This is a genomic window from Vibrio sp. A37, assembly GCF_059777565.1.
In genome coordinates this window covers 407,801-431,919 of the sequence record NZ_JBLNLI010000001.1, presented here as the reverse complement: position 1 = coordinate 431,919, position 24,119 = coordinate 407,801, and the positions used below count along the sequence as shown (strand labels likewise).

The following is a 24,119-nucleotide window of genomic DNA, read 5'->3' as shown; positions in this document are numbered from 1 at the left end:
TAACAAATAAAAATATAACTTAGTTAATGAAAACTGAACCAATAATGAAATAAATTTATTTAATCCAAGCAGAAAAAAACGAAAGAATAATAGTTCTATCAGAAAACAAAAAATAGCGATACTTCGCATAAATTAATATACCTACCTTAACTTAACCATATGAAGGACAATAAAAAATTGAGTTACACATTTAATTCATAATTTTATTTAATATAATCCTAGCAACCATTAAAGTGTTATTGATAACAGGTAATCGATAATGCTTTAATGGTTGCCAACGCCTTCATCTATCCAAGTAATAAATCTCAGGTATTAATGGCAAGAAACCACCTTCATAAAAAGTGGTTTCATTTGGAGGAATATAGAAAAATTTGTTTGGTACGACTATTTTTTCTTACTTCTTTCTGGTTGTGCATCAATACACTGACCATGGACATCAATACCTTCTGGTGCCATCAAGTACAGATATAATGGCATAATATCTTTGGGTGATTTTAGTAAGTTTGGGTCTTCGGTAGGAAAAGCCTGAGCCCGCATGTTGGTACGCGTTCCTCCTGGATTAATAGCATTTACACGAATAGACGTTTCTGATAGCTCTTCAGCAAGCAGCAGCATTGTCCCTTCTGTTGCAAACTTGGAAATGGAATAGGTACCCCATAAAGGGCGGCCAATGTGTCCGACTGTCGACGTGGTAAATAATAATCGCGCATCTTTTGAACGCTTAAGAATAGGGATTAGCACTTGAGTCAAGAGAAACTGGGCTTTGACATTGACTTGCATAATATCGTCGAACTCTGACTCTGATATCAGCTCAAATGACGTCAGCTCTCCTAATATGCTTGCATTGTGTAATACACCGTCTAACTTACCAAATTTGTTCTCTATAGTGCTAGCCAAGTTCATGTAGTCAAACTTATTCGCACAGCTAAAATCTAGGGTGATAATATGTGCTTCAGGAAACCCAGCACCTTTAATTGTATTGTGAACCTCTTCCAGCTTATTTTTCGTTCTTCCTAGTAGAATCACCGTTGCACCATATTCTGCATAACTCAAAGCAGCTTGCCTACCAATACCATCACCAGCCCCTGTGATTAAAATCGTTTTTCCAGTAAGAGATGACTCCGAAATAGAATAGTTCGTTGTGCGCTTCATTTATTGTCCTCCGTTTCTAGCTCTTTGTTATATTGTCCACCTCTAGGTTGCACAGTTAAGTTGCACCAGCCTTTCCAAAATTTAACACTGCTTTTGTTCGGCTTAGCTTTCGTTGTCCAGTCAAAACCGTGTACACGGTTGTAATCTCTGTTATCTACTTCATAAACGCTAAAAAAATGCTCGTCATAGATATTGATTGCAAACTCTGGTTCAACGTCTGGTTTGTAGGCCACATTTTGAGCTACGTTTCCTTTCGAGACTCCTCCTGCAAATGCGACAACAGTAACGTTGTTAAAACCTTGCTGAGCAAGCGCTCGGGCAAACCTACGAGCATAAGGCTCTCTCTTACCTAACCCACCATAGGCACGACGGGTATGAGTTGCCCCCCAACATGTGAATAAATAAATAGTTAAACGGTGGGAAGGAGTCTTCTTCAGGTGGTCTTTGATCAACAGATTAACCAGTGCTGTCGAGCCATAATTCTCTTTATGGGTGCCAACGCCAGTACCAAGATTGCCATGTCCTATAATAAAAAGCTCGCCACCGGAATTTAAACTGGATAAGTCCCCTCCTTTGGTCGTTGTTTCCTTGTAATTATCCATTGCCAAATTCTTTCGGATAAAATCTGTGGTGGCCCACATGTCTCCATCGTCCTTATCATCCACTGGCAGATATATTTCTGTCGCTAAGTTTTCCCTTAAAGCGCTAATCTCCCTATGTTTTAGGTTTATCTGTTTATCCAAAAAATTGGTCTTATATTTCTCGGTCGTTAGCTTGTAGTATTTTAGTGCCGACGGTAACTGAAAGTTATGTTGAGCGGATTGGACTAAGTAGGTATGAAATGTTTCCTTGAGCTTATTGCTATTCATAGCCTTAACTTCATTAGACACTTTAGATACATCGTGGCGCAATAAAGCAGTCCTCAACAAAATGATGGCTCTGCGATAAAGTCTTTGGTCTTTAGTGCCAGCTTTGAAAGGTATATGTATTGCTTCAGCTACCTTAATTATTTCAAACTCGGAGCAACATTCACCCCATTGATAAATTTTTAATGCTACGTTCGGATTGGAATCTCGAATAAAATTAATCGTTTTTTCTAATCTTTCATCGAAATTTCTCCATTTGTTATTCCATGATGGCATGCAAATTCTCCTTTCATCCAATAAAAACCACGAGCAAGTGAGACTCCAACGTAAGTCATTAATTATTCTGATACCACCATCAAAAAGCTATTATGAGTTTTGTATTAGAATATATTTGAACGATCTCATAGTAATTTATGAATCAATATTTTCTAATTTCATACAAATTTAAATTATCATCAAACTTTTAAACAAGCATAAGATGAATTTTTTATTACAAAAAATAATGGAATAATAAATTAATATAATGTTTTTTCTTGGAAAGTATTTACAAATCTAATAAAATTATAATTAAGGTTAATAAGTATTTCTTTAATCGTTCTTATAGCGTTTATCTTCTAAACCACAGAAATAGCAATATTTTGACAGAGTAACGAGGCTGGTTTAAGTTATTTCAGGTTGATGCTGTTTCATTGCAATATGATTTGCTTAAAACATTTGCCCGGGGGTTTGACCAAATTGAGATTTAAATGCGACGACAAAAGCTGAAAGAGAGTCATAACCACAATTAATTGCAACTTCAGTAACACTCATTCCGCCTTCTAACCAAGTGAGCGCCGCAGACAGCCTAAGCCTTTGTCGCCATTGTTGAAACGTTAATCCTGTTTCCTGTTTAAATAAACGGCTCACACTTCGGCCGGACAAGCCAACTTTATTTCCTAACTGGGCTATGTCCTTTGAGCAACTTGGGTCGGCGATAAACAACTCACTGATCAAGACGAGACGATGATCCGAGGGCATAGGAAGATCGGTCGCGACTTCTGGCTGCTGGTATAACTCGTCGATCATCACTTGTGCTAAGCGTTCTTCCTTTGAATTTTTTTCATACTCAGCTGGATTCTGGCAAAAACGCACAATCAATTCACGGCACAAGGTTGATACTTCGCAAGTAAACGGCCGCAACCACCTATCACCTTCCAAGGCATCCATATTGATGTATAAGCTGCGCATTTCTGCGGCCACATTAGATTCTACTTTATGAATCGTATTCTCTGGGATCCAAATTCCGTACTGTGGCGGAGAAACATAACTAGCCTGCTCCGTTGAAACCGTTAACACGCCTAAAACTGCATAGCTAAACTGTCCCCATTTATGGCTATGCCAATCAGTCAACCGTCCTTCTGGCCCCCAACTTTCCGGTCTCGCATAGATTGCTCTGGGAAGCTGATCTAAGTTTGGAATAGGCCGTTTTTGTCTTTTACTCGACATAGTTTGTCTTATTATCGGTTGTGAGAAATTGTAGGAATATTAATCTATACATCAATATTTGCCAAACTGATCAAGAAAGAGTGAATAAACGTGTTAAAAACGATTAAAAAAGAGTGGTTTCTAGTAGGAATGGTGCTAGCAATTATCCTTGCCGCATTATTTCCAAATGTGGGTAAAAGCCACGGTGTACTCCACTTAGACATTGTGACTGAATTTGGTATTGCACTCATTTTCTTCCTGCACGGAATTGGGCTGTCGCCTTCAGCCATCAAGAAAGGGGTAAAGAATTGGCGATTGCATATCTTGGTTCAGTGCATGACCTTTGTGGCCTATCCTATCTTATGGCTCATATTTGGTCACGGCTTACTCGCCATCTTCCCAGCAGCTTTGGCGTTCGGCTTTAGTTATCTATTTGCGTTGCCAAGTACCATTTCCTCTTCTGTAGCGATGACCAGTGTCGCAAAAGGCAATATTCCGGGCGCGATTTTTAATGCTTCGTTGTCGAGCGTACTCGGCGTATTCATCACTCCCTTCTTTGTACAAATTTTTATGGGCGCAGAAAGTGGCCATGTGCCTGTAGCCAGCACCATTCTCGCTATCGCCAAAATGCTGCTTTTACCTATGATTGTCGGCCAATTAGTCAGACCATTTTTAATCAAGTTCATGGAGCGCCACAAAGCAGTTGTCAATAAAGTGGATAAAGTCGTGATCTTATTGATCGTTTTTAACGCTTTTGCTAACTCCGTTGTGCAACACATTTGGTCGGATTTCTCTATTGTCACTTTAGCTATCTCGATAGTGGTATGTATCGTCGTGCTGCTTTGTATCGCCACACTCATCCCTTGGATATGCAGAAAACTGAAGTTTAATACCGAAGATGAAATCTCGGCTCTATTCTGTGGGACTAAAAAGTCACTAGCGGCAGGCATACCAATGGCAAAGGTCATTTTTGGCACCAACCCTCAGCTGGGTATGATTTTATTGCCTATTATGCTCTATCACCCAATTCAAATATTTTACTGCGCGGTTTTAGCGAACAAATATGCAGCGAGAAAAATGCCAAACCAAGACACTTTAGACTCCACCAGCTAATAGCTAAAAAAGATAAAGCGCAAGCCGAAGTAACTTGCGCTTTATCTTTAGTTTCACTCATTCAAACTACTTTGCCCGACACTGGCTGAATACATCTAAATCTGCGTTATACAGGTTAGTCTTCACATCCATTAAGCCCAAGATTGAGTGAAATAAATTGTCCTGAGAATACGTCCCTGTTTGCTTAGATTCTTTCTTCAGGCAGCTTACATTCAGATCATTGTCCGATTGAAAGTTCTTGGATAGCCAAACTATCATGGGGACACGTTTTTGTTCTATCGGTGCTATCCCATAAGGCAGCCCGTGAAGATATATCCCATTCTCCCCTAACGATTCACCATGGTCAGCAATATAAAACATGGCGGTATTTTCATTGCTGCCTGACTCTTTAAGAGTATCGATAACAGTGCTTAATATATGGTCGGTATAAAGTATCGTGTTGTCGTAGGTGTTTCTAACTTGCTCGGACTTGCAGTCTTGAATATTACTTGTATTGCAAATTGGTTTAAATTTTTCAAACTGTGGCGGATAGCGATCTAGGTATGTAGGCCCGTGGCTACCAATCAGGTGAATGACAATAACCGTGTCTTGTTTTGCATTCGCTATCCTTTCTTTCAGACCTTTTAGCATGATTTCATCGTAGCACGTCCCGTGATGGCATAATGAAGGATCAATTTTCGCGGTCATCTCAACATGTGGTATTCGATCACACACCCCTTTACATCCCCCGTCATTCTCCCTCCAAGATACATCTAATCCAGCATGAGCAAGAATATCCACTAGGCTATCTTGGTGTTGAGCGGTTGTGGCATTGTAATTCGATCTATTCATATCCGAGAACATACACGGAACAGACAAAGCCGTATAAGTTCCGCAAGAGCTGACATCTTGGAAACTGATGACATCTCGTTTTGCTAGCTCAGGGTTAGTGATTCTTTGATAGCCATTTAACGAATAATTCATGCTACGAGATGCTTCACCAACGACCAACACCAAAATATTTTTTTGTTTGCCCATGTGGGTATTGGTTGCATCAAGACCAATCTGCTTAAAAGGAATTTGACTATCCACATAGACATAATGCTCATAACGATAGGTGGAAGTAATGTAGTCAGTTGGGTTTAAAAGTGACTTTAGTTCACTGTGATTACGTATGAAAGAGACATAGTCTTTATAATAGAAAAAGGCGATAAATACACATACAACTATCGCAGTAAAAATACCCGACAGTTTAATAAATAACGTTTTGACTATTGAGCGGTTAAATACAGGCTTGAGGAAATAACAAAAAATGATAGTGGGAATCACGCCTAATAAAACGAACCACAGCAGTAAAGAAGAAGACAAATAGCTGGTTGATTCTGCGGTGTTTGTTTCGAATACGCTCTGTATCATTCCGTAATTGAAATAGTTGCCATAGTTGAACATACTGTATGTCACTAACGTAGAAAGCAAAACGAGAGCAGCTACTAAGATGCGATAAATGTACGGCCAAACAACGAATGTAAACAGCACGAACATGATCGCGAAAACGAAAATAGGTAACGAGATAAGAAAGCCAGCTTTAACAGACTCTACTGAAACTAATTTCTCTATATGATCCCATAATGCAAGATTCTGGAAAGCAGCAAAATACAAAGAGAGAAGAACAATATAAGACGTACTAGAAATTTTTCTCGGAGACAAACTAAACCTCTACATGGCAGCTATATATGAGAATAATTATATCAACCGAGAAAAAATATTCACTTAAACCAATAATTAAAAATACCCACATCATTTTAATATGCAACATAATGCAATTTTGGGTATAAAAAATAGGCAGTGCAATTAAACCGTACTGCCTTTCAAGCTGTTTAATTTGTCGAAAGACAACCTTTATTTGTGCTTATGCCTTTTTCGAAACTGTAGAACGACGGAAGGTATGCAATGCTAACTGTGATAGTACAAACAATGAGAATGTGAGCAGCAGACCTTTTAGCATGACTGGCTCATACCCTTCTACAATCACAGAGATAACACGTGACGTCCCGTTAAGTAAAAAGTAAAGCGATGCTGGCAAAATCAGAATCCACTCCTTCTTGATAGCACCAATTGCGGTAATGATTGCCATTGCTAACGTTGGTGCACCTAATGTTCTCACATTGGTAATTCCGTATTCAGATATAGCATTGAATCCGCTTGCTTCACTGATTACATGTGGATTGAACATAGTAAAAACACCTGCTCCTCCTAAGACAGCAACAAAAATGATTGATAAAACTTGCGCAACACGGACCATACTATTCCCTCTGATTTGAAGTAATGAAAACTTATATTTAACAATCACTTGAGGTTACCGGGAAATTTACACAATTAGAATGCAAGTAAATGCGACACCCTGGTGCACATACGGTACAGGTTTTCTGCGATGGCTAAATTTAGTAGCCGAAGAGTGAGAAGCTTGGGCCACTTTATTTAAGGATTACGTTGGAGCTTTTTTTTAGCGTCGTGAAGTGGGACAGAATTGCTTGGTGATCACAAAAGATTTGATCAATTCCTAGCAAACAACACATAAACAAGTAACACTGGAACTATTAACCAAACCAAAGAAAGTAGATGATTTAACCAATGAAGAAAATATATATGCTATACACTAATTATTATATATACAGAAAACAGACCTACGTACCAGTATAACCCATTAAAGCCTTTAATATTTATTAAAATTTTATACATCAAAGCACCTGATAGCCTAAGAAAAAACATTATTCAACACTTACACTGTCCATTGTCAAAATAAGATGAGCCAGAGATATGTCCTTCTTTGCCATTCACTCCTTCACTATTCTGCGAATGCTCCGCTTTATCACCCTGCTTCTGGTTGACCTCAAGATACTTGTTGCATTTGTTCACTGGCGGTACCTATGCTTAAATAGATCTCTAATCATAAAAACTTTCCGAGACCACATGTCCAAGCATGATCAACTCTTAGGGTTTTATTTACAGAAGCATTTTGCATTCGCTAAAAGAGTATTTGTCCCTCCTCTACGCTATCAAGATGAACTTACAAACGAAGCAAGAATTATCCACGTGCTAGAAGGCCACTCAACATTGATATGTGCCAACAACACTCTGGAATTAAAAAAAGGCGATACGGTGTTAATGAAGTCTGACAATTTCGTTAACACTTGGCACAAGAGTGAAAAAAACGAACAGGTCCAAATCATCGGTTTTCAGCTATCAACAGAAATACTGTCTGTAATATATAATGACAATGTTCCAAAGCAGTTTTCTAGAAAACTACAACCCGTTATACACTCGGCCATCAAGGTCCCTAGTTCGGCTGTTTTATTAGACTATTTTGCAAACTTAAATGGATATTTCGCCAACCCAGAATTTTTATCCGACACAATTGTGCCATTGAAAATAAAAGAGTTAATTGAACTTATTCTGCTAGCCGATCAAAATCAATCAATTACCGACTTACTTAGTCAACTCTTTACTAGCTCAGTGTACAAGCTACAAGAAGTGGTTAAAAAGCATTTATTTACCAACATCAGCCTCAGTGAGCTCGCTTTTTTATGTGGAATGAGTTTATCTACGTTCAATCGCAGATTTAAGCAGATATATGGAACCAGTCCAAACCAATATATAATATCGAAACGCCTTGAAAAAGCTCAAAAACTCATCGCAAATAGTAACGAAAGCTTGACCTACATTGCACTGGAATGTGGATTTGAAGATTTGAGCTACTTCTCCCGAACCTTCAAGAAACACTATCGATATCCACCTTCGTACATCCGAAAATCAAATTGAGCGAATACTGCAAAAATTTGAACTAATAATTCAAGCCAAGAAACTGCTCCACGCTTAATCTGGTCTTTACTAAGAGCAAAGGAGAAAAGACATGAGATCTTCACTGACAGGTAAATCAATATTAGTTACTGGTGCAAATGGCGGGATAGGTTTTGAAACGTGTAAACAGATACTCGTTCATGCCCCCAATAGATTGACTATCACTTGTAGGCACGATGAACAAGCCAAAGATTGCAAAAAACGATTGGATTCATATTCTATCGCAAATACAGATATAGCTGGCTTCGGAGGCTATGAAATGACAAACGCAGAGCGGCTAAGAGAATCTGTTTCTGCGTTGCCGACGAATATGCCCTTTGATGTTGTTTTTGTTCAAGTTGGAGGCGTATTTTTTGAAAAAAACTTTCAGTTTGTTGCAACACCTGAAGGACAAATAGAAAAAACTATTTTCCAAAACGCTATTGGTGGTTATCTGCTTATTCAATATTTGATCGAAAATGGCCTATTGGCTGAAAATGCCCGAGTTATCTTTGCTGGCGGTGAGGGAGCTCGTGGAGTAAAGCCAATTATGCAAAAGCCTAGTTTTCACTCGATCAAAAATTTACAAAACTACATTGAAAGAGGCGCAAATAAACCTTATCACGGCATGAATGCCATTGCCGTCTCAAAACTGGTCAGCGCACTCATTTCTGTCAAACTAGCCGAAATTGATAGTTGCAGAGAGTATGTTTGGTTTTCACCTGGTCTCACTAGCGGAACTCAAGGACTCGACCATAAACCCGGTCTTCTCGGTAGGTTTTTAGCTAAACATATCGCCTTTCCTATAGCAACAGCTTTCGGACTTGCCCAGCCCCCTGAACTGGCTGCGGCAAAATGTGTTCAAGCCTTGACGGGAGAAATAGGCAGTTCTGGTGATTTAATTGGAGCGCCTGAAGAGAAAGCCTTAGGTAAGCTTGTTGATCAAAAGCCGATGAACCCCGACTTCACCAACCAGCTCCTGAGAAATGAGCTTTTCAATTACTTACAAAAGCACTTTGGTCCCTTTCCAGTTAGCTCTTGATATTGGCATTGTAGTGCGGTTTTGTTGGCACAACTCACTCGCTCTTTTAATATTATTAGGCCACCCGGTATCTATTGGGCATACCGAGTTGGATCAATCGATTTAATATTGAAGTGCTTAGAATAACAAAACGACACAGCCTGATTACATCCGTGATTTTGGCCCGCAATGAGTTAGAAGTAATTTGGGTCTTGACCTACGAACGACACATTTAGCTCCACGCTTTTTAAGAATGGACCCAAGTAAAAATAGATTCCCTCGGGCATGCCCGGAGTACTTACTGTTATAACGCTGAATCTGCTGGCGTAGCAGTCATTCTTGTCGGTGACACTGTCGGAATGGTTGAAATGGGCTTCGAAAGGACAAAGGGTGGGAGCTCTGTGAGGAGTGTTGATCTATCCTACTATTCGTTTTCCTCATTTTCTCCATACATAGGGAAAATTTTTTCCAAAGAAAACTGGTTGAACTGTCTAAAGAATTCAAAGGAGATAGCATTCTTGAAGATTAAACTAAGAGCGGTAGGAGATATTTATCATAACCTCGAAGTGCTATCCAGATGTTCAACCCTCGCTATCACGGAGTGAACATCTGGAACGCTCTATCTATGGACCACCGTTCTTTGCTTTGGTATGAATGCAAATTCGACATTTCCAGAGCGCTTTATTGTGCGGCATTTAAAACCGCAACCCATAGCCAGTAATTTCTTCTTTATAGCTTCAGCAACATGATCGGTATTTTTAACACTATGCGTTGCTGCCTTCGCTTTTTTTTCTAGTTTGGATTTCATATGCACCTCGACGTTGTGAAGATACAGTCAAAAACATTACATAGAAATTCACCTACAATCAAGCTTAACCCGTCGCCCTACGACTAAAGTTGGCTGCCCTGCTAGAATAAAAAAGCCCAAAGCAAATAGGGGCAGTGCTATGAAGAGTTACACAAGCTATAACCACATTCAGCCAAGCCTTTGCAAGCATACATTGCGAAGTGGCTAAAATAGGTCCGCTGATTTTCCATTGCACCATCTTCAATGATAAGCGCATTGTCTTGGTCTGAGCCAAGATGAATATCACCTCGCGCGTGAGAGCCTGCCGCCATCCAGCTATATTTGCATGGTGCTGGGCCAAGTGCACTCTCAGCTAATGCAATCAACTGCTACTTGAGCATAAAAAGGACACACGCTTCAACTGGTGATTTAGACTCGACAAAGCAGAGAAGTGCCTATTTACTATTGAATATAACCAAGGTCTTTACATTGTTGGTCTACAAACTGGTTGATGTTTCCCTGAAAGCTTTCGATAGCAGCAGCACGCAAACATTCTGCCTTTGATACAGGGAACTGATCGTTCCATGATTCCATGAGTTTCTTTTCAGCTGAGTTCATCGAGTACTTGGAGTAGACAGCATCAAAGTAAAGATAGGTTCGAGCTATTTGACCGCGAGATCTAATAGGCGGTTCAATTTTCTTACCATTAATCCGCATACCACACGCTCCAAAACTAGATTTATCCTTTGGCAGCATTGCATAGCTGTAATTTCGTCTATGTTTATGCACTGAATCAATGACTGGATAAAGGTTATATAGGTCGGCTCGCATCAATCGATACTCTCCGCTGACTTTGGTTACGCATTTTATACCTTTGTAAGGGTTGCCTTCGCTATCCAAGCAAAGCGCATTCCCTTTACTCCATGCCTCAAAATTTTTAACAAAAGCCTCATCAGGGACAACATGTTCAGTTTCCCACTTGACCTCATTACTTTTGTATTTTGATGTATCGAAACCATCAGGTAGAGTCACGTTTTTGTCAGCGTCAAATTTTGCACCGCAATACAGGGTCACCATATCCGAAGGTTGCGTGTAAATATCCTGTTGCATTATGCGTTTTGCTACTTTCAATGAGTCATTTTTGACATTATTCACTGTTAACGCCGGTAAGAATGTGGGAACCCCAAAATCATTTTTCGCGAAAGCCGGTACTGAAACGATCAAAATGATGGTGAAACATATTTTTTCTAACTTCATAGTATCCCAATTGATTTTTAAATCGCATGCTTATAATTATTATCACGTATTTCAAGTATCTTTGTTTGTGTGATTGGTGGGATTATATTGAATTTTAGAGGTAACTCTCTTTTGAGAGGCTCTATTGATGAACTCAACGTACTCTACCTTTTGAGGAAGTATATTTATTTTGTGTCTATCATATTTAAGTAAAGATATGGTCATTTTGTCACTTAAATTTCACAACCTCTTAACCTCAACCCAAAACTTTACATGTAAAAGGCAATAGCATCTACTCCACTTTCAGAACACAACCAGTATCGCGTAACCCCGCGCTATTCACCGCCATATCAACGATTTTTCTTTTACTCCAGGTTTCCATGGTTCATACGCATAATCCAGCTGAAACGTGCGTTTTCAATCTAGACAACGGAAGCGTTGGTATCCGGTATAATCTGTTCCATGTTTTCTTACAGGTTTAGTTTGTTCACAAAATCGCCAGGGTAGTTCGATGGTAGCCATGACTATTTCTTAAATATTGGATTGTGCATATATCAACGAGTTGGAGTCACGACCGGCAAACGACAGACAGGCAAGTGTTTAAAGATAAATACCCAGTTGACCATCGTCCCGACGCGATTGTGACTTCACCAAAAGGAGACATTAGCGTTATCGAAACCGAACTGACATTAAAATCGAATCATTTTAAAGAGTCATATCATTGCTCAACAAAAGGGGTTCTGGAGCTATGTATTTTTTGTTGTGAAAGATGAGAACTTTAAAAAGCAATTAAACAAGCATTTCTAAAGTATCGGATACATACAGTTTGATGAAAGACGCATTCCGATTGGTAAGTTCGCGGGCCTGACAAACACATTCACGCTTGATGAGCTCATGAGCCTAAAATCGAAATAAAAAAAAGTAGAAACCCGAATAGAAAGATTTCTACTTAAATATTCCGATACTATGGAGTGATCGTTTGTCAATAAATCAATGAAGATACTAAGACAACCTTCAAGATCACATTACCAAATACCACCCTATAATAAACCCCGCAGCGTTTTGTTTTGAGATCTGGTTAAAACTCAACCGAACAAAAACAAGCGCACTGTATAAAAATCAAACCACTCCAAATGCAAGTTACTTAAGTATTAGCGACTTGGGTAGGTTTTTCGTTTACCCCGTATTTTCAACATACACTCAAATGAAGCCGCTCTCGGCGGCTCTTTAAGTGCTTTGTTATAGTGGTAAACTCTGTGACGAACTTACAGTTTGATGTCAAAGTTTAAGATTTAGGTAAGCTAAGTGTTTGGCCAGATTTGCATTTAAAAGTATAGTACTTGCTACTTTCATTAAATTGACCTAACCCGCCACCATTACAATACTCAGAGTTAATGTTTTTCATTACTTCTAACGTATCTTGGTTTCTAAGTGCAAACTTTGAACCATCAGAGCAAATAATTCTTGTGCTTCCATCATCGCTCACTGAATAAACATCTACCTTAGTGTTACACAGTTCAAATGAAGCCTCTTGATAGTTATCTTGTTGAGTGTTACTCGAGCAACCTCCAAGAGCTAAAGGTGCCAATATGGCTAAGAATAAATATTTCACAGTTGACCGTCCTATTAGTAAAATTAACACATAAATTATTAAAATGAATAGCTTGCGCCAACCAGGAAGTCGTTGATAACTGGAACAAAGCTTGAGCTATCCGCAGTCGCGCTAGTGTCGCCAAAGTAGTGGGTAAATGAAGCTTGGAGACTTAATGCGTCAGTGACGGCATAGCCTACTCCAAAACCTACCAATGGTTTTACAGCATGATCGGTTTGTGACCCGTTTAAGCTCGGGGAAGCTGTATTGGAGTAAGTTAATTTGCTAGAAATATAAGCGAGACCAGCTTTGCCGAATACAGACCAATTATTAGAAATATGATAGGTTCCCACTCCTGCTAAGTCGAAGGCAGATGAACTGACTTTTTCACTTTGAGTGACACCAAGAGCAGTCGTATCCCATTCTGCTGTTCCAAAGTCAGTGTAACCTAACTCTGTCCCTAAATCCCACTTGTCATTTAAAGTATGGGTATAGCCAGCGGCAATTCTTCCTGCAAACTCAGATGCAGTATTATCGGCAGCCACATCAGATGGAAGAGTCTGGGCTGCAACACCCACGCCTCCAGAAACATAAAAGTTGTCCGCAAATGCACTTGCAGTACCAGCAACAGATAGTGCTGCAACGAGAGCGATAAATTTCGCTGAATTTAGCTTTTTCATATTTTAACCACGCATATATTTTATTAACCTTCCTGATGAAATAACCACCTCCTTATTGGTACGGTGAATTTACGGTTTTGTGATTTTAATTACAACCCGATCTTTACCTCTGAAAATCATAACCTTGGAATTTATGCGTTTAATTAATGAACATTTAAATTAATCATTATTGTGTAATTGATTGATTATTTTTTTGATTTTTATCAAAAAAGGAGTTGACGACGTTTTTTGTTTAGAGTGTTTGGTTTATTTGGAAAGTATGTTTGCACAAATAATAACCACCAATTCTGATAATTATTATTATCAGGTGTGTGTTATTTTGTTAGTTATAATTATATGGGGTTTTGCGCCCATTTACCCAAAATGTTCCATAGAGAATATACTAGCACTGACTTTGGGCGCCATTTAAGTTATGACATAAATATATGTGCCATATAAGTTATGACACTAGACGTTTTTAGGGATGTTTTGCTAGTGATCTATGGGTCTATCCTAATGTCATGGTTTACATAATCAAAGCGTAAAACGTTGGTAAGTACTTCATAAGAAAATATAAATACCGAAATCTATGCAACTTTTTCCTTAAATGGGCGCTATTCCCCAGCTACTAATTTTTGTTGTGAAAGATGAGAACTTTAAAAAGCATATAAGCAAGCGTTTCCAAAGTATCGGATACATACAGTTTGATGAAAGGCGTATCCCGATTGGTAAGTTCGCGGGCCTGATAAACATATTCACACTTGATAAACTTCTTAAGTTGAATTTAAAAGGAAAACAATGATGTCAGAAAAATTTTGAAACCGCTAAACATCTAATATCCACCCATGCTTGCAAGTTGCGAACTATCAACTAAATTATTATCAACAGGTTGCATATAAACTTTGAAATTAGCCTTAATGAAAAGGAGATAGATAGTATTGCTCCAATCAAACTCTAAATCTCATTCCTCTAATACAGGGTTTACGCTCATTGAGTTAGTGGTCGTAATCGTGATCCTTGGTGTGCTTTCAGTGGTTGCGTTGCCTAGGTTTTTATCGTTGGGATCTGACACCCGGGCAACCGTCATCACAGGCTTGGCTGACTCGATGAATAGTACCATAGATCTGCAACACGCCATTGCAGTCATTAATGAAGACGAGGGTGGTTTGGTTAATGGCTACATCCACGATGGTATCTTGTTTGATCAAGGCTACCCTGTGGCTTTAGATTTTGATGTTCCTTTCGGCAGTTTTAATTCTGGCGATGGTACCCCAGAAATCCTGGAGGCGATGAACATCGATATAGACGATTGGTCTTTTTCTGAAACCATATCGGGTGAAGAGGACGGAGAACTAACAAGGGAGTTGTACATCACGCTGCGTCAAGTGATTGATCAAGGATCTACAAGCGCACAAATCATTGCGTCTGGATGCTACTTATCTTATGACAGTTATTTAGAAGTATCTTTAAGGCCAGTAATAAAGACCGTTACATCAGGGTGTTGATTATGAAATCAACAAATGTGGTAACCTACCTGCGATAGTCTTTGGGCGGCAACTTAAAAAGATAGACTAGGCCACGAACAACAATATAAAAAAAAGTAGAAACCCTTGAAGAGAAAGATTTCTACCTAAACAGTTCCACACTATGGAGTGATCGATTGTCAGTAAATCAATGTTAATAAGGATACCAATACCTTCAGCAACACATTACCAAACACCACCCCAGAATAAACTGCAAAGCGGTCTGTTTTGAGATCTGGTTAAAACTCAACCAACCCAAAACAAGCGATTTGTTCAAAAATCAAACCACTCTAAATGCAAGTTACTTAAGTATTAGCGACTTAGGTAAGTTTTTCGCTTAACCCATATTTTTCAACATACACTCAAATGAGGCCCCGAAAGCGGTCTGTTTTTGTCTCAAGTTCTTAAGTGACATAATACTACACCTGTTACTTGCACCACTTAATGCGACCCTGTTAGTTTTGTTAGTGTTTGCCTTTCACAACAGTTACTTAGCGATTTTGCTGTAAACCCTTGTCCAATTAGGGTCGTTAGAAGTCAAGAAAGAAATGCAGTTTACAAAAGTACTATAAAAAATTTTTACCGCTATAGTTTATATATAAAAGAGAGATAAATGATATGAAACTACCGGTATGTTCGAGAATTCAATATTTAAAGCTATAAGAATATTAAAATATAAAGCAGCATTATTATGTTTTTTTACTAGTGTATCGGCACATGCATCTGTTGAAATGCGTATTGGTTACTTTGTGTATCCTCCGCATATATTTTATTCTGAGGAAGAAAAAAAACCACATGGCCCTTTGATTAGTTTTTTTAATGAATTTTATGCTAAAAATATGGATGCCAATATCGCTTGGATTAAAATGACAAACCAAAGAGCAGAACTAGAGCTCAAAGATTGCAATATCGACATGTTCATTTTAAAAGGCCACTCGAAAGAACGTGAACAGCGTATGAATTATCCTGAGCATTCCTTTCATTATGCTGTCCCTTCTCTCCTCGTACCCAAAGCATTTCCGATTGATAAAATTAGCGCCCCGGAAGATTTATATGATCAAGTAATTGGATGGACTAATGGGCTTCCAAAGTCGGTATTAAAGCCATATTCTGAGCATCCAAGAATCAAATTTATTCTTACAGCTCAACCTGATTTTTATACCGCCAATATAAAAATGTTTATGCATAACAGACTCACTGCAGTCGCAAGTAGCAATAGGGAATCTCTTCTTTTTATGGCTCATAAGATGGGAATAACTGAAAATATTAAAGTCATCAATCTTCCTCAAAATCCAAGAAAGCTTTATCAAACTTTTAGTAAATGTACGGATGACTATTTAGAGCGATACAATCTAACTACAAAACAAATGATATCCCAAGATTTTGGTGGACAGCCTATGCATGAGTTTTATTTAGATTACATGATAAAAGAGTTAAATTTAAATAACTAATTAGGTGTGTGCGAGTAGAACAGTCAAGTTACCTCAACCGAAAATCCAGTAATAGGTAATAACATCAATAGAGTGATACTTGCGAGTCAGCCTACATAGAGGATATTCCTAAAATGCAAATGTTTGCATTTTGCATATAAAGTAGAGACATAATGCCTTTTTTGTCAAAATAATATTCTGTATTCTAAGGTTTTTTTATTTTTTTGTATTGGCACACCGATTGCTTTTATTCAGGTGATCCTTATTAAGCCGAGGATCACCTAGCCAACTGACGTTGATTTATAGTATATCTATAGCGCTTCATCACAACCTGTGGTGAAGCTTTTTTTATTCCAACAACGTATACCATATCAAAATATGGTCGAACTACATTCTTGACTTTAGGTTTGTTGTTAGAGCCAAAATTATTGATATTTAATCAATTATAAAAAAGTTTATTTTAATATTCTGAAATCGATTTTTCTTCTCCAACCATGGACTGATAAGAGCTGTGACGGTTTCCACCAACAAACTCTCTACAGGGGATATTGATACAATAATCAATCATCATCGATTGATATGTCTATCTACGCCAATATTTAAGTTTTCAGGTAGTCATTACTTAATGTAATAAGTGTTTTTTTCTGTACTGTGAACTCTATTTAGGCTTCACCATGAGGATAACCTACATGAGAAAAGACACCATAATACTCGGGCTCATCGCTGTTTTTTTCGTGTTTATTGTATTTGAAGGATACCTATATACACTCGACCATCCATCGTCTATGTATTCGACAGCCGAAACTCTCAGTATGGAAAAGTCGAATAACGCAGACTGTCAGTCTAATGTGACCTACTTGTCTGAGTATCAAAGTATATGTTATCTCCAGCGTGAACACTAAAAGACTCATCTACATAATCGTCAATCTGGATAATGCTTTGTTGGAGGGCTCCAGGTATTACTCTAAAAGAACCAAGACAGAGCGATTCCGTTATCATATAAAATGAGTCCTTCGATTATGCTTAAACTTAAAGTGAGTCCATTTGCAGTTAATGTGTCACATTAGCGAGCATCGAGGCTTCCATTAAGACATGCCGTAAGGACTAGGTGACTAGGTCACGTAAACAGAAGTAATACTCAAAATCTTTATCAACTTTCACGGTTCTTAAATACAGCTAAGGCTAAATATTGTGCTATTAATTTGGGTTATTCCGATACATCAGAAACAATCGAAAAGTTACACTTTTTCCACGTTTAACTCAAATTTTTTGATGAAATCAGATCAGACCTCTTTAGAGGCAATTTTGCATTAAAAATTACATCCTTCACCTTATCATTTTGACGGCAGAAAAGTGATGAATTGGATGGGTTGGAGGTTTTGGTGTTGTTGATAGGAGGTGAGTCTAGTACGTAGTCATCCTCAAGGAAAAAATGACTATCATTTGAGCACTCCACCTTTAGAGTGGAGTCAATCATCGCTCACATTCAGATGTGAACGACAAGATATTTGGGGTAATAGACAATATGCGCTGATGCGCATAATTCCATCTAGCCATCGTAACGCCTCCGAACACACTCATCCACGGGATAATCCCGTGTTTTTCTGTATCCACAGAATAAAGCAATTACGCTTGACTGAGAGCCCTTTTCTAATGTGGGTATTCGCGATAAATTTATATGACACATATGGCATAAATCCTATCCAATCGATTGGCTAGGTAATACTTTACATCTAAGAAAAAAAGAATAATGGATAAATATAAAAACGTCATGAATACATCACTATCTAGGCGAAGCTTTACCGATAGTAAAATTGAGCCAATAAATTATCAGAAAGGAACATTTACCTATCACTCAGGAGGCAAGCACACTTTAAGACGAGAGCAAGAAATTCTAAAAATATTGCTTGATAATCCTGATACTCAGCTGCGAGACATCGCAAGTCTTCTAGAGCTTCGCCCCGAAGACATTGCAAAGCATATTTTTCAGCTAACAGCGAAAAAAAGTCGTGCGACCCGGAACAAAGAAGACATCATAAACTCTGAGCACTACGCCGTCGTTATTGGTGGCGCTAATATGGATTTGTGTGGCCGCTCCAATAATGCTGTACTCCTTCAAGATTCAAACCCCGGAGAATTGACTTCGAGCCCTGGTGGTGTTGGGCGTAATATTGCCGAAAACCTATCTAGGATGGGGTCTCAAGTAGAATTCATCGGTGTCTTCGGTGACGACTCTTGGGGGCAAGAGCTAAAAGCTTCTTGCCTTAAAGCCAAAGTCGGCACAAACCATACGCTATTTCAACCGAACTCGACTTCCAGTACTTATCTGTCAATCCTCGACAGCCAAGGGGAATTGTTAGTTGCACTCAATGATATGGCCTTGATAGAACAACTCGATTCCGCTCACTTGGCTAAACAGGCAAAAGTCATCGCAAACGCCAAAGCATTAGTTATTGATTCCAATCTAAGTGAACAGGCGCTTGAGTATCTTTTCAGCCATTATGGGGAAAAAACCATTTTCGTCGATCCTGTTTCCTCTATAAAAGCAGTCAAATTGATTCCTTACCTCGACAAAATCAACTATTTGAAACCCAACCAAAAAGAAGCAAAAGTACTTATTGGCATGCCGGTCGACACAAAGCTTGACCCCATACATTTGGCTTACAAACTGCATCAAAAAGGGATTGAACACCTAGTCATTAGCTTGGGAAACGAAGGTGTTTTGGCGAGCAGAAATAATCAACCATTCACCATTCCAGCTATTACAACTGAAACCACGAACGTCACTGGCTCTGGAGATGCGATGATAGCTGGTTTGGTTCACTCTTACTTAAATAGCTGGAGCTGGGAGAAAACGGTACGTTTTGGCGTTGGTGCTTCATCTCTAGCCCTCACCGTTTCGCAAACCATTAATACTGCTATCACCGAGCAAGCCGTTCTTACTCTGCTAGAGGAAACCCCATCATGTTAAAAAATTATCTCGATATCCAACCAGAAGTAGTAAACGCACTTGCCAATAATCAAGCGGTCGTCGCATTGGAATCCACCATCATCTCACATGGTATGCCATACCCTCGCAATGCAGAAACGGCCCTGCTCGTAGAAAAAGCGATTCGAGATAAAGGGGCAATTCCTGCCACCATAGCGATTATCAAAGGTCGCTTGAAGGTCGGACTGTCTATTGAGGAAATACAGTATCTAGCCAAAACAGGTACAGATGTAACTAAAGTAAGCCGACGAGATATTCCTTTTATGGTTACAGGTCGCCAAAATGGCGCAACAACGGTAGCCGCAACCATGATCATAGCGGCTATGGCAGGCATTAAAGTGTTTGCAACCGGAGGTATTGGAGGTGTGCACCGTGAAGCTCAACAAACCTTTGATATTTCCGCAGATCTTCAAGAATTAGCCAATACCAACGTGGCAGTCGTGTGCGCTGGAGCTAAATCAATCCTAGACCTTGGTTTAACTTGTGAATATCTCGAGACTCATGGTGTACCCATTGTTGGCTTCCAAACGGACTCGCTGCCTGCTTTCTACACTCGCGAAAGCGAGCAAAAAGTTGATTATCAGCTTAATACTGCCAACGAAGTTGCAACGGCTCTAAAAGCTAAATGGGAGATGGGAATAAAAGGTGGCGTCGTCGTCGCAAACCCAATCCCTCACGAGCATGCTATGCCAGTTGAAACCATTGCAAGCGCCATCAACCAATCTTTATTGGAAGCGAAAGAAAAAGAGATAGAAGGTAAAGAGTCGACCCCATTTCTACTAGCCCGCGTATGCGAATTGACGGGTGGCAATAGCTTAGATTCGAATATTCAACTGGTTATCAATAATGCCCGCTTAGGCGCAGAGATTGCTAAAGAATACTGCAAATTATAACTAAATTGAGGTTTACTAGCTTGCAAAAGCCATAAAGCGACTTCCCCTTACAGGATATTCTTTGAACATAGTAGCTACGCTGCTATGTTCCTCTTGACTAAAGTGAGTCCGTTTTCACTTAAAGTGAGTCCGTTTTCACTTAAACTGGATCGAGCTATGCGTCTACCCTACTGTCACCATGCAATTATACTTAAATTTTTATCTTCTTAAAAACAGAAAGTTAACCATCTTAACGTTTCCTGTTCGTTGTGCTTCAACCCCGTATAAGGAGCCAAGCAAATGAGCACCGCAAGAATTGAACGCCTCAAGTCAGCACTGTTTGAATCGCAACGTGAAATTTCACTTGAACGCGCATTACTTTACACAGAAAGCCATAAAACGACAGACGGTCAACACACGCTTATTCGTCGTGCAAAAGCCACCGTTCACGTTCTCGACAATGTCGAAATTTCTATTCGAGAAGATGAATTGATCGCAGGTAACCGCACTGTCAAAGCGCGTGCGGGTATTGCCTCTCCTGAGATGGACCCATACTGGATTGAGAAAGAGCTCGATATCTTCGCCAATCGTCCTCAGGATAAGTTTTTTATTTCAGAACAAGACAAAGCTATTTACCGTGATGAGTTACTGACTTACTGGTCAAAACGCTCGATGAAGGACTTTATCAACGCGCAGATCCCTTCCGAAGTAAAAGATGCTGTGGCGCAGAAGATCTTTAGTGTCAACCAGACAGATAAAGGTCAAGGTCATATCATCATCGACTTTGATCGCTTGCTAGAGCACGGTTTAGGTTCGCTACTGGATGAGATGCAGGGCCTTGCATTAAGTAACCCAAACAATGAGTTCTATCAATCAGTCGTGTTATTGCTAGAAGGCTCAATCCGCCATATCTATCGTTACGCCGCTCTCGCACAGAAAATGGCAGAAGAATGTGTTGATGCGGAGCGCAAGGCAGAGCTGCTCAAAATCGCCAACATTTCGCAAAAAATCGCGAAAAGTAAGCCACAAGGTTTCTACGACGCGTGTCAGCTATTTTGGTACATGAACATTGTTCTACAGTATGAATCCAATGCTAGCTCTCTATCTCTGGGTCGCTTTGATCAATACATGATGCCTTTCTATCAAGCATCGATTGAAGCAGGTGAATCTCCTGCATTCCTCAAAGAGCTTTTAGAAAGCTTATGGATCAAGACCAATGATATCGTGCTGTTGCGCTCCTCTGGCAGTGCTAAGTTCTTCGCAGGTTTTCCTACCGGTTATACCATCTTACTTGGCGGATTAACTGACATGGGTAAAAGCGCCGTTAACACTCTATCTAGCCTATGTTTAGACGCGTATCAGAGCGTGCAACTTCCACAGCCAAACCTTGGTGTACGCATCAACGAGTTCATTGATCGCGACTTCCTAATGAAAACCGCTGAGACCATTCGTTTGGGTACGGGTATCCCGCAGATCTTTAACGATGAGGTGGTCGTTCCTGCCTTCCTAAACCGTGGAGTTTCACTGGAAGATTCGCGTGATTACTCGGTAGTTGGCTGCGTAGAGCTATCTATTCCAGGTAAGACATACGGTCTGCACGACATTGCAATGTTAAACCTGCTTAAGGTGATGGAGCAGACCATGCAACGCAATCAAGACACGCCTGGTATCAGCTTTGATAACTTGGTTAGGCAAATTCGTGCTGATATCAAACACTACGTAAAGCTGATGGTAGAAGGCTCAAACATCTGTGATGTTGGCCACCGTGACTGGGCTCCAGTACCACTATTGTCATCGTTTATCGGTGACTGTATCAAGAACGGCAAAGACATCACATACGGCGGCGCTCGCTATAACTTCTCCGGCGTACAGGGTATTGGTATTGCCAACCTATCTGACTCGCTACAAGCACTAAAACGCTTTGTCTTTGAGGAAAAACGTCTAAGCTTTGCTGAGTTTATCGACGTGCTAAATGCCAACTTCGACGTGCCAGAAGGCGACAAAATTCGTACTCGCCTAATGAACAAATACGAGAAGTACGGCAACGACATTGATGAGGTCGACAACCTAGGTTCTGAGCTACTGCGCTTGTTCTGTAAAGAAGTAGAGAAATACGACAACCCTCGCGGTGGTCAGTTTACTCCGGGCTCTTACACTGTTTCAGCACACGTACCGTTAGGTGCTGTTGTTGGTGCTACTGCGGATGGTCGTTTGGCAGGTGAGCAGCTTGCCGATGGAGGCCTGTCACCAATGCTGGGTAAAGATCAACTTGGGCCTACTGCAGTACTGAAATCAGTGAGTAAGTTGGACAACTATCTACTCTCGAACGGTAGTCTGCTCAACGTTAAGTTCACTCCTGCAACCCTAGAAGGTCAATCAGGGCTCAATAAACTGTCTGACTTCTTACGCGCGTTTATGAAGCTAAAACTCCAACATATTCAGTTCAACGTACTGAATGCGGAAACGCTGAAGAAAGCGCAGCAAAAACCTGAAGACTACGCAGGACTGGTCGTCCGCGTTGCAGGCTACAGTGCATTCTTTGTTGAATTATCGAAAGAGATTCAAGATGACATCATTTTCCGAACAGCACATGAGTTGTAACTCAGTGCCAAAAGGCCAAGCGAACAACGGCCGGATATTCAATATCCAACGCTACTCACTGCATGATGGCACTGGGATACGCACCGTAGTGTTCTTTAAAGGCTGCCCGCTCAGCTGCCCTTGGTGTGCTAACCCTGAATCGCGATCTCATCGCCTGACTTTCTTGCGGCGAGAATCCAAGTGCATTGACTGTGACACGTGCACCATGGACGTAGACGAGTGTCCAAGCGGCGCATGGGAGCAAGTAGGAACAGACATGACCTTGGATGAAGTTCTGGTGGAAGTGACCAAAGATGATGTCTTCTTCAACACCTCAAATGGTGGTATTACTTTATCGGGTGGCGAGGTGTTAACTCAGCCTAAGTTTGCTATTGCGTTACTCAGCAAATTGAAAGCAATGGGATACAGAACAGCGATTGAAACGTCAGGGCACGGTAATACTCAGCAACTACTAAAAATTGGCCACTTGTGCGATGAAGTACTGTTTGACTTTAAAATAATGGACCCACGACGCGCCAAAGCAGTTATTGGAATTAACCTAGGGTTAGTTTTAGACAACTTCCGTCAATTGGTCGAACAAGAGGTGACCGTCATCCCTCGCCTACCTCTTATTCCAGGCTACACCCTAGATATTATTAACACAGATCGGGCGCTCAACTTCTTGCGTCCGTTTAATCTCAGCGAGATTCATTTACTGCCATTTCATCAATATGGCGCAAGTAAATACCAAACCTTGGGGATGGAATATCTACTCAAAGACGTTCCGGTTCCGAGTAAATCAGAGGTGGAAAGCATACGCCAACACGTTGCGGCACAAGGCTACCACGTCATCATTGGAGGATAATCATGACTAAGAAAATACTCATTACTGGTGCAGAGAACCTGAAGAATACTTCATAAAAACATATAGATAGCTAGGTGTATAGAAACTTTCCCCTAAAGTAAGTGCTATTCCTCTGCTTGATGATGACTCCAACTCGTTGATATGTGGTACAACCC

Annotated in this window: 21 protein-coding genes and 1 pseudogene; 10 read left to right on the top strand and 12 right to left on the bottom strand. The window is 40.0% G+C overall.

Going from position 1 to position 24,119, the window contains the following annotated elements; genetic code table 11:
* Window positions 1-384 precede the first annotated feature (384 nt).
* The 3 genes from ACM2FC_RS01835 to ACM2FC_RS01825 all read right to left on the bottom strand — a co-directional run bounded on the left by ACM2FC_RS01835 (window position 385) and on the right by ACM2FC_RS01825 (window position 3,503).
* Complete coding sequence (locus ACM2FC_RS01835; RefSeq protein WP_498479117.1) at window positions 385-1,152, bottom strand: YciK family oxidoreductase; 768 nt, start codon at window positions 1,150-1,152, stop codon at window positions 385-387.
* Window positions 1,149-2,294 carry a hypothetical protein gene (locus ACM2FC_RS01830; protein WP_498479116.1) on the bottom strand — a complete coding sequence of 382 codons (1,146 nt, stop codon included), beginning with the start codon at window positions 2,292-2,294 and terminating at the stop codon, window positions 1,149-1,151. Before ACM2FC_RS01830 ends, ACM2FC_RS01835 begins: the two co-directional genes overlap by 4 nt.
* 429 nt (window positions 2,295-2,723) lie before the next feature.
* Entirely contained in the window at window positions 2,724-3,503 is a 780-nt protein-coding gene (locus ACM2FC_RS01825) for an AraC family transcriptional regulator (RefSeq protein ID WP_498479115.1), read from the bottom strand.
* Between the two features lie 84 nt (window positions 3,504-3,587).
* On the opposite strand from ACM2FC_RS01825, the gene ACM2FC_RS01820 reads away from it, so the two are divergent.
* Window positions 3,588-4,595 (top strand): bile acid:sodium symporter family protein, encoded by a 1,008-nt coding sequence (locus ACM2FC_RS01820; protein WP_498479503.1) that lies wholly within the window; start codon window positions 3,588-3,590, stop codon window positions 4,593-4,595.
* A gap of 66 nt (window positions 4,596-4,661) precedes the next feature.
* Here the strand turns inward: ACM2FC_RS01820 and ACM2FC_RS01815 are convergent, their stop codons facing one another.
* The 3 genes from ACM2FC_RS01815 to ACM2FC_RS01805 form a co-directional block, all read right to left on the bottom strand.
* A complete protein-coding gene (locus ACM2FC_RS01815) occupies window positions 4,662-6,281 on the bottom strand; it encodes a phosphoethanolamine transferase (RefSeq protein ID WP_498479114.1) in 1,620 nt (539 codons plus the stop codon).
* 202 nt (window positions 6,282-6,483) lie between these two features.
* Window positions 6,484-6,876 carry a hypothetical protein gene (locus tag ACM2FC_RS01810; protein WP_498479113.1) on the bottom strand — a complete coding sequence of 131 codons (393 nt, stop codon included), beginning with the start codon at window positions 6,874-6,876 and terminating at the stop codon, window positions 6,484-6,486.
* 470 nt (window positions 6,877-7,346) lie between these two features.
* Window positions 7,347-7,490, bottom strand: a complete 144-nt coding sequence (locus ACM2FC_RS01805; RefSeq protein WP_498479112.1) for a hypothetical protein — start codon at window positions 7,488-7,490, stop codon at window positions 7,347-7,349.
* A gap of 54 nt (window positions 7,491-7,544) precedes the next feature.
* On the opposite strand from ACM2FC_RS01805, the gene ACM2FC_RS01800 reads away from it, so the two are divergent.
* Both ACM2FC_RS01800 and ACM2FC_RS01795 read left to right on the top strand, forming a co-directional pair.
* Window positions 7,545-8,393, top strand: a complete 849-nt coding sequence (locus ACM2FC_RS01800; protein ID WP_498479111.1) for a helix-turn-helix domain-containing protein — start codon at window positions 7,545-7,547, stop codon at window positions 8,391-8,393.
* A gap of 91 nt (window positions 8,394-8,484) precedes the next feature.
* On the top strand, window positions 8,485-9,453 hold the full coding sequence (locus tag ACM2FC_RS01795) for an SDR family NAD(P)-dependent oxidoreductase (protein ID WP_498479110.1): 969 nt from the start codon (window positions 8,485-8,487) through the stop codon (window positions 9,451-9,453).
* Between the two features lie 598 nt (window positions 9,454-10,051).
* On the opposite strand, the gene ACM2FC_RS01790 is transcribed toward ACM2FC_RS01795, so the two are convergent.
* From ACM2FC_RS01790 to ACM2FC_RS01765, 6 genes and pseudogenes are all read right to left on the bottom strand, one after another.
* Window positions 10,052-10,240, bottom strand: a complete 189-nt coding sequence (locus ACM2FC_RS01790) for a hypothetical protein (protein WP_498479109.1) — start codon at window positions 10,238-10,240, stop codon at window positions 10,052-10,054.
* Window positions 10,241-10,377: 137 nt separating this feature from the next.
* Window positions 10,378-10,605 carry a DUF294 nucleotidyltransferase-like domain-containing protein gene (locus ACM2FC_RS01785; RefSeq protein WP_498479108.1) on the bottom strand — a complete coding sequence of 76 codons (228 nt, stop codon included), beginning with the start codon at window positions 10,603-10,605 and terminating at the stop codon, window positions 10,378-10,380.
* Window positions 10,606-10,681: 76 nt separating this feature from the next.
* A complete protein-coding gene (locus ACM2FC_RS01780; RefSeq protein WP_498479107.1) occupies window positions 10,682-11,476 on the bottom strand; it encodes an endonuclease in 795 nt (264 codons plus the stop codon).
* Between the two features lie 277 nt (window positions 11,477-11,753).
* Window positions 11,754-11,977: pseudogene (locus tag ACM2FC_RS01775) on the bottom strand (IS1-like element transposase); the annotation flags it as partial.
* Between the two features lie 763 nt (window positions 11,978-12,740).
* Window positions 12,741-13,067 carry a hypothetical protein gene (locus tag ACM2FC_RS01770; protein WP_498479106.1) on the bottom strand — a complete coding sequence of 109 codons (327 nt, stop codon included), beginning with the start codon at window positions 13,065-13,067 and terminating at the stop codon, window positions 12,741-12,743.
* A gap of 38 nt (window positions 13,068-13,105) precedes the next feature.
* Window positions 13,106-13,726, bottom strand: coding sequence for an outer membrane protein (locus tag ACM2FC_RS01765; RefSeq protein WP_498479105.1), 621 nt, complete (start codon window positions 13,724-13,726; stop codon window positions 13,106-13,108).
* A gap of 917 nt (window positions 13,727-14,643) precedes the next feature.
* Between ACM2FC_RS01765 and ACM2FC_RS01760 the strand changes: the two genes are divergently transcribed.
* From ACM2FC_RS01760 to ACM2FC_RS01730, 7 genes are all read left to right on the top strand, one after another.
* Window positions 14,644-15,210, top strand: a complete 567-nt coding sequence (locus ACM2FC_RS01760) for a prepilin-type N-terminal cleavage/methylation domain-containing protein (protein ID WP_498479104.1) — start codon at window positions 14,644-14,646, stop codon at window positions 15,208-15,210.
* 650 nt (window positions 15,211-15,860) lie between these two features.
* Window positions 15,861-16,679, top strand: a complete 819-nt coding sequence (locus ACM2FC_RS01755; protein WP_498479103.1) for a type 2 periplasmic-binding domain-containing protein — start codon at window positions 15,861-15,863, stop codon at window positions 16,677-16,679.
* Window positions 16,680-17,347: 668 nt separating this feature from the next.
* Window positions 17,348-17,560 carry a hypothetical protein gene (locus ACM2FC_RS01750; protein ID WP_498479102.1) on the top strand — a complete coding sequence of 71 codons (213 nt, stop codon included), beginning with the start codon at window positions 17,348-17,350 and terminating at the stop codon, window positions 17,558-17,560.
* Window positions 17,561-18,627: 1,067 nt separating this feature from the next.
* The gene (locus ACM2FC_RS01745) at window positions 18,628-19,629 is read left to right on the top strand and encodes a PfkB family carbohydrate kinase (protein ID WP_498479502.1); all 1,002 of its coding nucleotides are present in this window, start codon (window positions 18,628-18,630) and stop codon (window positions 19,627-19,629) included.
* Entirely contained in the window at window positions 19,623-20,540 is a 918-nt protein-coding gene (locus ACM2FC_RS01740) for a pseudouridine-5'-phosphate glycosidase (RefSeq protein ID WP_498479101.1), read from the top strand. The genes ACM2FC_RS01745 and ACM2FC_RS01740 overlap by 7 nt, the downstream gene beginning before the upstream one ends.
* A gap of 279 nt (window positions 20,541-20,819) precedes the next feature.
* The gene (locus ACM2FC_RS01735; RefSeq protein ID WP_498479100.1) at window positions 20,820-23,120 is read left to right on the top strand and encodes a formate C-acetyltransferase; all 2,301 of its coding nucleotides are present in this window, start codon (window positions 20,820-20,822) and stop codon (window positions 23,118-23,120) included.
* Window positions 23,086-23,964, top strand: coding sequence for a [formate-C-acetyltransferase]-activating enzyme (locus ACM2FC_RS01730; RefSeq protein WP_498479099.1), 879 nt, complete (start codon window positions 23,086-23,088; stop codon window positions 23,962-23,964). Before ACM2FC_RS01735 ends, ACM2FC_RS01730 begins: the two co-directional genes overlap by 35 nt.
* The last annotated feature ends 155 nt before the right edge of the window (window positions 23,965-24,119 follow it).

Coding starts and splice junctions, on each gene's coding strand:
- ACM2FC_RS01825 (WP_498479115.1), bottom strand. CDS start 3,503: ATGTCGAGTAAAAGACAAAAACGGCCTATTCCAAACTTAGATCAGCTT.
- ACM2FC_RS01780 (WP_498479107.1), bottom strand. CDS start 11,476: ATGAAGTTAGAAAAAATATGTTTCACCATCATTTTGATCGTTTCAGTA.
- ACM2FC_RS01800 (WP_498479111.1), top strand. CDS start 7,545: ATGTCCAAGCATGATCAACTCTTAGGGTTTTATTTACAGAAGCATTTT.
- ACM2FC_RS01835 (WP_498479117.1), bottom strand. CDS start 1,152: ATGAAGCGCACAACGAACTATTCTATTTCGGAGTCATCTCTTACTGGA.
- ACM2FC_RS01790 (WP_498479109.1), bottom strand. CDS start 10,240: ATGAAATCCAAACTAGAAAAAAAAGCGAAGGCAGCAACGCATAGTGTT.
- ACM2FC_RS01730 (WP_498479099.1), top strand. CDS start 23,086: ATGACATCATTTTCCGAACAGCACATGAGTTGTAACTCAGTGCCAAAA.
- ACM2FC_RS01795 (WP_498479110.1), top strand. CDS start 8,485: ATGAGATCTTCACTGACAGGTAAATCAATATTAGTTACTGGTGCAAAT.
- ACM2FC_RS01735 (WP_498479100.1), top strand. CDS start 20,820: ATGAGCACCGCAAGAATTGAACGCCTCAAGTCAGCACTGTTTGAATCG.
- ACM2FC_RS01750 (WP_498479102.1), top strand. CDS start 17,348: ATGAGAAAAGACACCATAATACTCGGGCTCATCGCTGTTTTTTTCGTG.
- ACM2FC_RS01740 (WP_498479101.1), top strand. CDS start 19,623: ATGTTAAAAAATTATCTCGATATCCAACCAGAAGTAGTAAACGCACTT.
- ACM2FC_RS01810 (WP_498479113.1), bottom strand. CDS start 6,876: ATGGTCCGTGTTGCGCAAGTTTTATCAATCATTTTTGTTGCTGTCTTA.
- ACM2FC_RS01765 (WP_498479105.1), bottom strand. CDS start 13,726: ATGAAAAAGCTAAATTCAGCGAAATTTATCGCTCTCGTTGCAGCACTA.
- ACM2FC_RS01830 (WP_498479116.1), bottom strand. CDS start 2,294: ATGCCATCATGGAATAACAAATGGAGAAATTTCGATGAAAGATTAGAA.
- ACM2FC_RS01755 (WP_498479103.1), top strand. CDS start 15,861: ATGTTCGAGAATTCAATATTTAAAGCTATAAGAATATTAAAATATAAA.